This window comes from Streptomyces sp. NPDC039736 (assembly GCF_055596485.1).
Map to the genome: position 1 here is coordinate 503483 of NZ_JBVIUQ010000005.1, position 13198 is coordinate 516680.

Sequence of the window (13198 nt, forward strand, 5' to 3'; positions counted from 1 at the left end):
CGGGGCCGGTCCGGATCCACCGCGGAATGTCCTCGGCCTGCCGCTGAATGTTCTTGCAGCAAGACAGCAGAAAGTTCTTGCGCGTGACGGTACGAGGGGGGCGGGGAGGGGTCAAGGGGTTGGACGGGATGGGGATTTGGGCTGGTCAGGCGGGGGCGGATCGCGCCGGGGCCCTCGGACGGCCCGCCCCCGCGCCCTCAGCAGGCCCGCGCGCCCGCGTGCAGGGCGATCGCCGTGCCTGCGGGGGCGGTCGCGGTGAAGCGGCCCGCGCCGTCGACCGTGACCGGGCGGCCGCTCTGGACGTCGCAGTAGGCGCCGCCGGGCAGGGACGTCTGGAAGGTGCGGGTCAGCGGGGAGCCGTCGCGGTTGATGACGACGTACGCCTTGGAGCCGCGCCCGAAGGCGATCTGGTTGCCGCCGTTGTCCCACCAGCCGGTGACGGGCTGCCCGGCGGCGGTGTTGCGCAGGGCCACCATGGAGGCGATCTCACGCCAGTCGTGCTGGCACTTCCAGCCGTCCGCGTAACAGGAGTTGACGTGACCGCCGTTCGGCGGGCCGGCGTCCTTGTCGGTCCACTCGTAACCGGAGTGGACGTCCGGGGAGCCGTACGGCCAGGCCAGCATGAAGACGTTGGCGAGGGTGTAGGTGCTGCCCGCCTTGTAGTTGAGGGTGTCGCCGACGCGCTCGGTGTCGTGGTTGTCGACGAACACCGCCGACCTGCCGGACTCCATGAAGCCCCAGCCCTCGCCGAAGTTCTTCAGCCAGGCGAGGCTGCCGCCCTGGAACGCGTGCTTCAGCCCGCGCGCGTACCGGAACTCCTGGACGTCCCCGGTCCCGAGGTACTCGCCCGGGGAGACCGCCTCGCCCTCGCCGTGGATCGCCTCCTGCTTCCAGTACACGGCGGGGTCGCTCAGCCGGGACTTGATCGCGGCCAGGTCGGCGGCCGGCATGTGCTTGGCGGCGTCGACGCGGAAGCCGTCGACGCCGAGGGAGCGGAGGTCGTTGAGGTAGCCGGCGATGCGCCCGCGCACGTACTCCTCGCCGGTGTCGAGGTCGGCGAGGCCGACGAGTTCGCAGTTCTGGACGTTGGAGCGGTTGCGGTAGTCGGTGACGGGGGCGCGGCAGTCGTCGAAGTCGAAGCCGGAGTAGACGCCGGGGTAGTCGTACTTCCGGTACGAGGAGCCGCCGGTGCCGGTGCCGTCACCGGCGGCCATGTGGTTGACGACGGCGTCGGCGACGACCTTGACGCCTGCCGCGTGGCAGGTGTCGACCATGGCCTTGAAGGCGGCCCGGTCGCCGAGCCGCCCCGCGATCCGGTAGCTGACGGGCTGGTACGAGGTCCACCACTGGCCGCCCTGGATGTGCTCCTGGGGCGGCGAGACCTGGACGTACCCGTACCCGGCGGGGCCGAGCCGGTGGGTGCATGCCTTGGCGACCGAGCTGAACTTCCACTCGAAGAGGACGGCGGTGACGTCCTTGCCGCCGGGCGGGGCCGCCTGGACGGCGGGGGCGGGGGCGGCGAGGAGGGCAGTGGTGGTGGCGAGGAGAGCGAGGACGGAGGGGAGTCTGCGGGGTACGGGGAGCTTGCGGGGCATGGGGATTCCTTCGGTGGGGGGCGCTGCGCGGGCCGCGCAGGGCACGTTGAAGGTTCTTGCTGCAACTACCGGGAATTTCTTGCGGGGTGACGTTATGAGCGGGCCGGGGGGAGGTCAACCCTCCGCGCAAGGGCTGTTCCGGTGCCGGGCTGATCGAGTTCCGGGACCGGGCTGATCGAACGGTCGGGCGTCCGTCCGTGCAGGTCAGGTAACTTGCTGGCCGTACGGGGAAGTTGACCGGTGGGCCGGGAGCACCCCTTGCAGGGGCCGAGCTTCGGCACGTCGGCGGAACAGGGGCGACGGGTGACCGCGTTCTGCCGGGCGTACGGGCCGGACCTGGCGGGCCCCGAGGTGCTGGACGTCCTACCGGACCGGCTGCAGGCCCTGATCGACTTCACGCGGGAGCAGGCGGCGCAAGGGCACGAGGCGTTCCGGCGGCACCTCGCGGAGGGGCGCGCGGACCTGTACGCGAGCGATGAGGTGCGGCGGTCCGGGCCAGGTCCCCGAGGCACTGGACCCGGACCGGTTCTTCGGACCCGGGAAGGACGCCTGCCGGTCGGAACGCCCCCTCCTGGCGGCCGTCGGCCGAGGAGGAGAGAGCCGTCCGGTGATCAGAAGGGGGCCCGCGTCCGCGCGGCCGGCCCCCTGACACTCGCCTGCGCCGTGGAGCCGCGCACCACCAGCTCGGGCTGGAAGACGTACTCGGTGCGCTGGACGGGGCTGCCGCTCAGCTCCTCCAGCAGGGCTCCGACCGCCGCCGAGGCCATCGCCTGGACGGGCTGGCGGACCGTGGTGAGGGGCGGGTCCGTGAAGGGGATCAGCGGGGAGTCGTCGTAGCCGACGACCGAGACGTCCGCGGGGACGCGCAGGCCCCGCTCGCGGGCGGCGCGGACCGCGCCGAGGGCCATCATGTCGCTGCCGCAGATGATGCCCGTACAGCCCTGGTCGAGGAGGGCGGCGGCGGCCGCCCGGCCGCCCTCGACGCTGAAGAGGGTGTGCTGGACGGCCCCTTCGGCGGCGTCTCCGAGCGCTTCGAGGAACGCCTGGCGCTTGCGGTGGGAGGGGACGTAGCGGGCCGGTCCCACCGCGAGGCCGATACGGGTGTGGCCGAGGTCGGCGAGGTGGGTGAGGGCCATGCGGACCGCGACGTGGTCGTCCGGGGAGACGAAGGGGGCGCTGACGCGCTCGTTGTAGCCGTTGACCAGGACGTACGGGACGCCGGCCGCGGAGAGGTTCGCGTAGCGGGCGGGGTCGGCGGACAGGTCGGCGTGCAGGCCGGACAGGAAGATGATGCCGCCGACGCCCCGGTCGACGAGCTGCTCGACGAGTTCGTCCTCCGTCGCGCCGCCGGGGATCTGGGTGCACAGGATCGGGGTGTGGCCGTGGCCCGCGAGCTGCTGCTCGATGATCTGGGCGAAGGCGGGGAAGATCGGGTTGGTCAGCTCCGGGGTGACCAGGCCGATCAGGTCCGTCGCGCGGGGCTTGAGACGTACGGGGCGGGCGTAGCCCAGGACGTCCAGGGCGGCCAGGACGCGGTGGCGGGTGGTGGTCGCGACTCCCGGCTTGCCGTTCAGGACACGGCTCACCGTCGCCTCGCTGACCTCGGCCTGCGTGGCGATGTGGGCCAGCCGGGGAGCGGGCGGGCCGCTCCCCGGCGCGGGGTTCGTCACACGGACCACCAGACGGTGGTGTCGGCGGGAAGCGTCACCTCGCCGTCGCCGGCGTCCACCGCGGCGCTGGCGAGGAGCAGCCGGCCGGGGGCCTGGATGCGTACCGGCTCGGCGGTGGTGTTGGCCGTGCAGACGAAACCGCCGCGGGCGAAGGCCAGGACGCCGGGCGCGGTGTCCGGCAGCCAGCTCACGTCCGTGCCCGCGCCCAGGTCCGGGTGGTCGCGGCGGACGGCGAGGGCGGAGCGGTAGAGCTCCAGGGTGGAGTGGGGGTCGCCGGTCTGGGCCTCGACGGACAGTTCCGCCCAGGAGTCGGGCTGCGGGAGCCAGCTGCCGCCGTCGCCGAAGCCGTACGAGGAACCCGTGACCGTCCACGGGATCGGCACCCGGCAGCCGTCGCGGAAGCCGTCCTGGCCCGCCGCGCGGAAGAAGGACGGGTCCTGGCGGGCCTCGTCGGGCAGGTCGGTGACGTCCGGAAGTCCCAGTTCCTCGCCCTGGTAGACGTACGCCGAACCCGGGAGGGCCAGCATCAGCAGGGTGGCGGCGCGGGCGCGGCGCAGGCCGAGTTCGCGGTCGCCGGGGGTGCGGATCTGGGTGCCGAGGCCGGGCGGGTTGGCGAAGCGGGTGGCGTGGCGGGTCACGTCGTGGTTGGAGAGGACCCAGGTGGTGGGGGCGTCGACGGGGCGCATCGCGGCGAGGGAGACGTCGATGACCTCGCGCAGCGCCTCGGCGTCCCAATGGGTGCCCAGGTACTGGAAGTTGAATGCCTGGTGGAGCTCGTCGGGGCGGACGTAGTTGGCGGTGCGCTCGACGGTGGGGGTCCAGGCCTCGGCGACGCCGATCCGCTGTCCCGGGTACTCGTCGAGGATCTTCCGCCAGGCGCGGTAGATGGCGTGGACGCCGTCCTGGTCGAAGAAGGGCATGACGTCATTGCCGAGCAGCTTGAGCTGGTCGTGGGAGCCGATGTCGGGCAGCCCGTCGGCCTTGACGAGGCCGTGGGCGACGTCGATGCGGAAGCCGTCGACACCCATGTCGAGCCAGAAGCGCAGGATGGAGCGGAACTCGTCGGCGACGGCGGGGTGGTCCCAGTTGAAGTCGGGCTGCTGGGGGGCGAAGAGGTGGAGGTACCAGTCGCCGGGGGTGCCGTCGGGGTCGGTGGTGCGGGTCCAGGCGGGGCCGCCGAAGACGGACTCCCAGTCGTTGGGCGGCAGTTCGCCGTCCGCGCCCTTGCCGGGACGGAAGTGGTACCGGGCGCGGAACGGGGAACCGGGCCCTTCGGCGAGCGCGCGCTGGAACCAGTCGTGCTGGTCGGAGGAGTGGTTCGGCACGAGGTCCGTGATGACGCGCAGGCCGAGCGCGTGGGCGTCGCGGATGAGGCCGTCGGCGTCGAGGAGGGTGCCGAACATGGGGTCGATGGCCCGGTAGTCGGCGACGTCGTAGCCCGCGTCGGCCTGCGGGGAGGCGTAGAAGGGGCTCAGCCAGACGGCGTCGACGCCGAGGTCGCGGAGGTAGGGCAGACGGGAGCGGACACCGGCGAGGTCGCCCATGCCGTCGCCGTTTCCGTCGGCGAAGCTGCGGGGGTAGACCTGGTAGATCACGGCGTCGCGCCACCAGTCGGCGCGGGGGGCGGCCGGGGCGGCGGCGGAGGCCGGGGCGGTGAGGTGCTGGGTCATGTCGTCCCTGGGGGGTGTGGGGTGTACGGGGTGTTGTCGGTGGGGAGGGGCGGGCCCGGTCGGTCCGCCCCGTTCAGGGGGCGCGAGCAACCACGACGTACGTGCACATCTCCCACCGGGCGGTGCGCCCCGTCAGGGGCGCGGGGAACTGCGCGACCAGCCACGACGCTCCTGCACGGAACCGTGTACCTGGCCGCGCGGCGAGCGCTTTAGGGAAAGGGGCGGGTCCGGGGCCTCTTCTGCGTGAGCGGAACGGGGCTGAGGCATCCGGTGCCGGGGCTGAGCTCTCGGCCTTGGCGGGGTCGCGCGTCCGGCGCAGGCGCTCGGGCAGGGGCGGCACCCGGGTGGGCCGGGAGCGACGGGGCCGCCCCCTTGCCCGCCCGTCCCGCCCCCTTGGGGCGGCCCCGTCGCCCAAGGCGGCTGGGGAAGCGAAGGGCCGTCCCGTCGCCCAAGGGGACGAGGGCGAAGGGCGGCTGCGTCGCGCGAGGGAGCCGGGTCCCCCGGGGGGAACCAGAGACGGGGCGGGCCGGGGATGATGTGTCAGCCCTTGGTGGCGCCCGCCGTCATCCCGCTCACCAAATGCTTCTGCGCGAAGACGAACACCACCCCCGCCGGAATCGCGATCAGCACGGACGCCGCCGCCATCGGCCCCCACTGGCTCGAATACTGGTTCACGAACTTCTGCAGCCCGCCCGCCAGCGTCATGTTCTCGTCCCCGACCAGGAACGCCGACGCGTAGGCGACCTCGCCCCATGCCGTGATGAACGAGTAGAACGCCGTCACCGCGATGCCCGGCTTGGCCAGCGGAAGGATCAGCCGCCAGAAGGTCCCGAACGGGGTGAGCCCGTCCACCTGCCCCGACTCGTCGATCTCCTGCGGAATCCCGTCGAAGAAGCCCTTCATCATCCACGCGCAGAAGGGCACCGAGATCGTCAGGTACGTGATGACCAGGCCCATCGGCTGGTTGAGCAGCCCCAGCTTCGCCATGATGTTGTAGATCGGCACGATCAGCACGGCCACCGGGAACATCTGCGTGATGAGCAGCGTCCACATCAGCCCCCGCTTCCCGGGGAAGCGGAAACGGCTGATGGCGTAGCCCGTCGTCGCCGAGACGAAGACGCCGATGACCGTCGAGAGCCCGGCGATCAGCAGCGAGTTGCCGAACCACGTCAGGAACGGCGTGTCGCCGAGCAGCCGGGTGTAGTTGTCGAAGGTCGTCTCGCGCACGAAGTCCGTGGTCGTCGCGTACTTCGCCGGCTTGAGCGACGTGAGCAGCACCCACAGCACGGGGAACACGGCGACGACCGAGGTGACGACGAGCGTGGCGTGCAGCGCGAACGACGCCAGCGGGGAGCGTTTCTCCCGCAACTGCACGTTGGCCCGCTGGCCGGTCACCAGAGTCGAACCGGTCGTCATGGACGAGGTGCTCACCAGACGTCTCCCTGCTTACGGAGCACTCGCCGGTACACAGCGGCGAAGAGCATCAACAGCACGAGGATCAGCACGCCCCAGGTGGAGGACTGCGCGAAGTCGCGCGGGCTGATCTCGAACGAGAACTTGTAGGCCTGGGTGACGAGGATCTGTGTGGCCTCGCCGGGCCCGCCCCGGGTGAGCAGGAAGATCACCGGGAACATGTTGAAGGTCCAGATCGTGGACAGCAGCACCACGGTCGTGCTCACCGGCCGCAGTCCCGGCATCGTGATGTGCCGGAAGCGCTGCCAGGGGGACGCGCCGTCCATCTCCGCGGCCTCGTACAGCTCGCCCGGGATGGACTGGAGTCCGCCCAGCAGGGCGACCATCATGAACGGGATGCCGAGCCAGACGTTGACCGAGATGACGGCGAACTTCGCCCACGTCGGGTCGTTCAGCCACGGCACCGCGTCAATGCCGCCGCCCGCGAGGATCTTGTTGAACAGCCCGCTGTCCTCGTTGTAGAGGAACCGCCAGGCGAAGACCGAGACGAACCCCGGCACCGCCCATGGCAGCACCAGCAGCATCCGGTAGAAGGAGCGGCCCGCGATCTTCCGGTTCAGGATGTTGGCGAGTGCGAGACCCAGTCCGAAGGTGATCGACACACAGGCCACGGTCCACAGGACCGTCCACCCGAGCGTGGCCAGGAACTGGTCCCCGGTCAGGGCGTCCCGGTAGTTGTCGAGACCGACGAACTCGTAGGTCGCGGGCAGCTCGTTCACACCGATCGAGCGCTCGACGTTGCGCTCGTTGGCGTTGGTCAGCGACAGGTAGACACCGCGGACCAGGGGGTATCCGATGATGACGCCGATGACGACCACGACGGGCGCGACCATCGTCCAGGCGTACCAGTGGGTGGAGAAGGACCGGCGGAGCCCGCCCGGAGCCTTCCCGGGCGCGGCGCCCGTCGTCGTCTCGCGGCCGGTGGCGCGGCCCCGGCCGCGGGCGGGGGACTTCCCGCCCGCGGCCGGCGCCACCGGCCGGCCGGTGTCAGCGGCAGCCATCAGGTGTTACTTCCAACCCTTGAGGAGCTTGCGGTACGCGTCACCGGCGGCCTTGGTGCCCGCCTCCGGCGTGGTCTGGCCGGTGAGGACCTTGGTGTACTCGGTGACCAGCGGCGCGAAGAGGCTGCCGGTCTCCGGGATCCAGGGGCGCTCGACGGCCTTCTCGACGGCCGGCTTGAACAGGCCGACGATCTCGTTCTTGGCGACCTCGGGCTGGGCGTAGACCGAGGTGCGGGTCGGGAGCAGGTTCAGCTCCTTGGTGACCTGGGCCTGGACGGCGGGCGAGGACATGTACTCGACGAAGGCGTACGAGGCGTCGAGGTTCTTGGAGCCCGCGTACACGGCCAGGTTGTGGCCGCCCTGCGGGGCGCCCTGCTTGGCCGAGCCGGCCGGGACCGGGGCGATGCCCAGGTTGGACTTGTCCTTGAACTGCTCGCCCGTGTAGGTGTCGGCGAGCGCCCAGGGGCCGTTGACCATCATGGCGACCTCGCCGGACTTGAAGGCCTTCTGCTGGTTCTCGTAGCCGTCGGTGGCGTCCGTCTTGGCGGCGCCCGAGTCGAGCAGGTCCTTGACGGTCTTCATGGCCTTGACGCCGGCCGCGTTGTCGACGGTGACGGTCCTGGTCTTGGCGTCGACCAGGTCGCCGCCCTCGCCGTAGAGGAACGGCAGGAAGAAGTACGCGTCGTCGCCGCGCAGGTAGAAACCGGTCTTGCCGGACTTCTCCTTGACCTTCTTGGAGGTCTCCTTCAGCGAGGGAACGTCCTTGGGGACCTCGGCGCCCGCGTCCTTCAGCATCTTCTTGTTGTAGAAGATGCCCAGCGAGTCGATGACCTGCGGGACGGCGTACGTCTTGTCCTTGTACTTCGTGGAGGCGGCGGCCTGCGGCAGGAAGTCGCCCTCGTTCTTCAGGGCGGTGGTGCCGTCGAGGGGGGCCAGGTAGCCGAGGTCCGCGAAGTCCGGGGTCCAGGCGACCTCGGAGCGGATCACGTCGGGGGCGCCGGAACCGGCCTGCGCGGCGTTCTTGAACTTGTTCTGGGCGTCGCCGAAGGGCACGTTGACGTACTTGACCGTGACCTTGGGGTGCTTCTTCTCGAAGTCCTCGGCGATCTTCTTGAAGACCTTGTCCTCGCTGCCGACGGTCGAGGTGTCCCACCAGGTGACCTCGCCCGCGAGCTCGCCGCCCGAACCCTTGCCCTGCTTGTCGCCGTCGCCGCCGCCGCAGGCGGTAGCCGCGAGCGCCAGCGTCGCGACCAGGGCGGTGGCTGTCATGCCACGTCGCATCCGAACTCCTTCAACTGCCGTACCGCTCCGTCGCGGCGCCGGGTCGTGGAGGAACGTAACAAGCCTGAAAGAAGTCCGAAAGAGTTTGCGGGAAATTTCTGCAAGAAGCGGTCGGACGTTACCGCCGCGAGACCGGAAGGTGTCCGTCGGGAGCCTTGATTCCCAGGCCAGTCATGGTTTCGCGGGCTTCCGTACATGTTCGCACCCCCCTCCGCAAGAACTTGCAGCACGGGTTACTTTCCCGTCCCACCGGCGTTGATCCTGGCGTCCCGGGAGTCCGCCGCGCCGCTGCTCCCCCGCCTCCCGTACGAGAAGGACGCCGATGACCACCCTGCCGCGCCGCCCCGCGCCCGCCACCGGCCCCCGCCCCGCCTCGTCGAGGTGGTGGCGCGACGCCGTCATCTACCAGGTGTACGTCCGCTCCTTCGCCGACAGCAACGGGGACGGCGTCGGAGACCTGCCGGGAGTGTGCGAGCGCCTCCCGCACCTGGCCGCCCTCGGCGTCGACGCGGTGTGGCTGACCCCCTTCTACGCCTCCCCGCAGGCCGACGGCGGCTACGACGTCGCCGACTACCGGGCCGTCGACCCGCTCTTCGGCACCCTGGACGACGCGGTCGGCCTCATCGACCGCGCCCACGGGCTGGGCCTGCGCGTCATCGTGGACGTCGTCCCCAACCACACCTCCGAGCAGCACCCGTGGTTCCGCGCGGCCCTCGCCGGCGGCCCCGGGCGCGACCTCTACCACTTCCGGCCGGGCCGGGGCGCGAGCGGCGAACTCCCGCCCAACGACTGGGAGTCGGTCTTCGGCGGCCCCGCCTGGACCCGGGTCCCGGACGGCGACTGGTACCTCCACCTCTTCGCCCCGCAGCAGCCCGACCTCAACTGGGAGAACCCGGCCGTGCACGCCGAGTTCGACTCCGTACTGCGCTTCTGGCTCGACAAGGGCGTCGACGGCTTCCGCGTCGACGTCGCGCACGGCATGGTCAAGGCCGCCGGAATGCCCGACATCGGGGCCCGCGAGCAGGCCCGGATGATCGGCTCGCAGGTCCTCCCCTTCTTCGACCAGGACGGGGTGCACGCCATCCACCGCGGCTGGCGCCGCCTCCTGGACTCGTACACGGACCGGCCGGACCACGGCGACGCGTACGGCGGCGAGCGCATCGGCGTCGCGGAGGCCTGGGCCCCGTCCCCCGAGCGGCTCGCGCTGTACGTGCGCCCCGACGAGCTGCACCAGGCGTTCAACTTCCAGTTCCTGACCTGCCCCTGGGACGCGGTCGCGATGCGCGCCGTCATCGACGCCTCGCTCGCCGCCACCGGCTCCGTCGGCGCGCCCACCACCTGGGTGCTGTCCAACCACGACGTGGTGCGCCACCTCACCCGCTACGGCGGCGCCGACCGCGCCCTCGGCCTGCGCCGCGCCCGCGCCGCGGCCCTGCTCATGCTGGCGCTGCCCGGCTCGACGTACCTCTACCAGGGCGAGGAGCTGGGCCTGCCCGAGGTCACCGACCTGCCCGACGCCGTCCGGCAGGACCCCTCGTTCTTCCGCAGCGACGGCCAGGACGGGCTGCGCGACGGGTGCCGGGTGCCGCTCCCCTGGACGCCCGAGGGACCCTCGTACGGCTTCGGCAGCGGCGGCAGTTGGCTCCCGCAGCCCGCGGACTGGCAGGGGCTGAGCGCGGCGGCCCAGGAAGGCGTGGCGGGCTCGACCCTGGAGCTCTACCGCACGGCCCTGACCGTACGCAGGGAGCTGCCCGGCCTCGGGGACGGCGCGATGGAGTGGCGGCCGTCGGCGGACGGGCTGCTCGACTTCGAGCGGGACGGCTTCCGCTGCACCCTCAACGCCACCTCCGCCCCCGTCGAACTCCCCTCCCCGGGGCGGCTGCTGGTCGCGTCGGCCGAGGTCGCGCCCGGCGCGGGGGCGCAGGTCGTGCTCCCGGCCGATTCCTGTGCTTGGTGGGCAATCTGACACGCGCCCGGTAAGGTCCACAGTCATGACCGCACGGCTAGCCGACATCGCAGCCCAGGCGGGGGTCAGCGAAGCGACGGTCAGCCGGGTCCTGAACGGCAAGCCCGGTGTTGCCTCGGGCACCCGCGAATCCGTACTCGCCGCACTCGACGTCCTCGGGTACGAGCGCCCGGTCCGGCTGCGCCGGCTGAGCGCGGGCCTCGTCGGGCTGATAACCCCCGAACTGGAGAACCCGATCTTCCCGGCGCTCGCCCAGGTGATAGGGCAGGCGCTGACCCGGCAGGGCTACACCCCGGTGCTCGCCACCCAGACCCCGGGCGGCTCCACCGAGGACGAGCTGACGGAGATGCTGGTGGCGCGGGGGGTGAGCGGCATCATCTTCGTCTCCGGACTGCACGCCGACACCACCGCCGACATGCAGCGCTACGAGCAGCTGCGCGCCCAGGGCGTGCCCTTCGTCCTGGTCGACGGTTTCTCGCCGAAGGTGCAGGCCCCCTTCATCTCGCCCGACGACCGGGCGGCCATGCGGCTCGCGGTCACCCACCTCGCGGCCCTCGGGCACACCCGGATCGGGCTCGCGGTCGGGCCGAAGCGGTTCGTACCCGTCCTGCGCAAGATCGAGGGCTTCCGGGCGAGCATGCAGGAGCGGCTGGGGCTGGCGGCCGAGGAGGCGGAGGAGCTGATCCAGCACTCCCTCTACACGCTGGAGGGCGGCCAGGCCGCCGCCTCCGCGCTCATCGAGCGGGGCTGCACGGCGGTGGTGTGCGCGAGCGACATGATGGCGCTCGGCGCGATACGGGCCGCCCGTCGGCTGGGGCTCGACGTGCCGAAGGACGTGTCGGTGGTCGGGTTCGACGACTCGCCGCTCATAGCGTTCACCGACCCGCCGCTGACCACCATCCGCAAACCGGTGACGGCCATGGGCCAGGCGGCCGTGCGGGCCCTGCTCGAAGAGGTCGGGGGGACGCCCGCGCCGCACAGCGAGTTCGTCTTCCACCCGGAACTGGTCGTGCGGGGCTCGACGGCCTCCGGCCCCCGCCGGTGAGTAGTACCTGAGTCGTACTCCGGGCCCGCCGGAACCCTCCGAGGGATGATCGCGCGCGGATAACGATCTGGCAGACTCTCGTGCCATGGGTGAAGCGAGGACCAGAACCGCGGCAGGCCGGGAGGCAGGCCCCGACCAGGGCAGGCGTGCCACCATCCCCTCACCCAAGGTGAGCGGGGAGGGGGCCGACCGGCCCGGTTCCGTGCCGTCCGGCCGGGTGCGGCGCGCGGGCCGCGCCGCCGTCTCGCTGGCCGGGCGGGTGCGCTCGCCGCGGCGGCCGCGCATCTGGTTCGAGGTCCTGCTGCTCCTCGTCAGCTACTGGATCTACTCGATGATCCGCAACGCCGTCCCCGAGCAGAAGGCCAAGGCGCTCGCCAACGCCGACTGGATCTGGAAGGTCGAGAACGAGCTCGGGATCGCCGTCGAGAAGACGATCAACCACGCGGTCGACTCGGTGACCTGGCTGGTCGTGGGCATGAACTACTACTACGCGACGCTGCACTTCCTGGTGACCATCGGGGTGCTGGTGTGGCTGTACCGGTGGCAGCCGGGGCGGTACGCGGCGGCGCGGACGATCCTCTTCGCCACGACCGGTGTCGCACTGGTCGGCTACTACCTGTACCCGCTGGCCCCGCCGCGCCTGATGAACGGCGGCGGCTTCGTCGACACCGTGCTCGTGCACCACACGTGGGGGTCGATGGCGTCGGGCGACCTCAAGCACATGTCGAACCAGTACGCGGCGATGCCGTCGATGCACATCGGGTGGTCGACGTGGTGCGGGCTGACGATCTTCTTCCTGGCGTCGGTGCCGTGGGTGCGGGTGCTCGGCCTGCTCTATCCGACGCTCACCCTCGTCGTCATCGTCGCCACGGCGAACCACTTCTGGCTGGACGCGGTGGGGGGGCTGCTGTGCCTGTCCTTCGGGTACGCGGTGGCTTACGCCTGGTACGGGTCCCTCCCCCACCGCCTCCCCAAGCTGGTCTCCGCCCCCTCCCCCCACCACCTCCTCCCAGCCCAGGCCTGACCCCGCACCCTCCTCCCGGCCCATCCGGATGCCGCCCCCTGCGCAAGCGCCTGCGCCGGACGCGCGCCCCCGCCAAGGCCGTGACACCAGCCCCCTTGGGCTTTGCCCCCGCCCCCTTGGGCGACGGGGCCGCCCCGAGGGGGCGGAACGGGCGGGCAAGGGGGCGGCCCCTCCCGCTCCCGGCCCGCCCGGGTGCCGCCCCCACGCAAGCGCCTGCGCCGGGCGAGGTGCTCCGCAAAGGCCGAGAGCCAGCCCCGTACCGGACGCACAGCCCCGCCCGATTCGGGCAGAGAGGCCCCGGACCCGCCCCTTTCCCTAAAGCGCTTGCCGCGCGGCTGTCCAGGGTTCACCGCGGGTGCGTCGTGGCTGGTCGCGCAGTTCCCCGCGCCCCTGGACGGGGCGCACAGCCCGGCCCCGGGTTCGTGCGGCGGCGCCCGGCTAGGCTCGGAGGGCACCGTACGCCCACCGCCCAA

General features: G+C 71.7%; 8 protein-coding genes and 1 pseudogene. 3 read left to right on the forward strand and 6 right to left on the reverse strand.

Going from position 1 to position 13198, the window contains the following annotated elements:
• Nucleotides 1-200 precede the first annotated feature (200 nt).
• The 6 genes and pseudogenes from ACZ56L_RS18895 to ACZ56L_RS18920 all read right to left on the reverse strand — a co-directional run.
• Nucleotides 201-1595: pseudogene (locus ACZ56L_RS18895) on the reverse strand (alpha-amylase); the annotation flags it as partial.
• A 611-nt stretch (nt 1596-2206) separates the two neighbouring features.
• A complete protein-coding gene (locus ACZ56L_RS18900; RefSeq protein ID WP_471065231.1) occupies nt 2207-3277 on the reverse strand; it encodes a LacI family DNA-binding transcriptional regulator in 1071 nt (356 codons plus the stop codon).
• Nucleotides 3262-4935, reverse strand: coding sequence for a glycoside hydrolase family 13 protein (locus ACZ56L_RS18905; RefSeq protein ID WP_401757414.1), 1674 nt, complete (start codon nt 4933-4935; stop codon nt 3262-3264). Before ACZ56L_RS18905 ends, ACZ56L_RS18900 begins: the two co-directional genes overlap by 16 nt.
• 540 nt (nt 4936-5475) lie before the next feature.
• Nucleotides 5476-6351, reverse strand: a complete 876-nt coding sequence (locus ACZ56L_RS18910; RefSeq protein ID WP_468692744.1) for a sugar ABC transporter permease — start codon at nt 6349-6351, stop codon at nt 5476-5478.
• 11 nt (nt 6352-6362) lie between these two features.
• Nucleotides 6363-7409: a carbohydrate ABC transporter permease gene (locus ACZ56L_RS18915; protein WP_380836985.1), complete on the reverse strand. Its 1047-nt coding sequence runs from the start codon at nt 7407-7409 to the stop codon at nt 6363-6365.
• A 6-nt stretch (nt 7410-7415) separates the two neighbouring features.
• Nucleotides 7416-8690, reverse strand: a complete 1275-nt coding sequence (locus ACZ56L_RS18920) for an extracellular solute-binding protein (protein WP_471065089.1) — start codon at nt 8688-8690, stop codon at nt 7416-7418.
• Between the two features lie 322 nt (nt 8691-9012).
• Between ACZ56L_RS18920 and ACZ56L_RS18925 the strand changes: the two genes are divergently transcribed.
• The 3 genes from ACZ56L_RS18925 (at nt 9013) to ACZ56L_RS18935 (ending at nt 12725) form a co-directional block, all read left to right on the forward strand.
• The gene (locus ACZ56L_RS18925; RefSeq protein ID WP_471065090.1) at nt 9013-10656 is read left to right on the forward strand and encodes a glycoside hydrolase family 13 protein; all 1644 of its coding nucleotides are present in this window, start codon (nt 9013-9015) and stop codon (nt 10654-10656) included.
• A 25-nt stretch (nt 10657-10681) separates the two neighbouring features.
• Nucleotides 10682-11701: a LacI family DNA-binding transcriptional regulator gene (locus ACZ56L_RS18930; protein WP_345223509.1), complete on the forward strand. Its 1020-nt coding sequence runs from the start codon at nt 10682-10684 to the stop codon at nt 11699-11701.
• Between the two features lie 85 nt (nt 11702-11786).
• Nucleotides 11787-12725 (forward strand): phosphatase PAP2 family protein, encoded by a 939-nt coding sequence (locus tag ACZ56L_RS18935; protein ID WP_380836988.1) that lies wholly within the window; start codon nt 11787-11789, stop codon nt 12723-12725.
• Nucleotides 12726-13198: the final 473 nt, after the last annotated feature.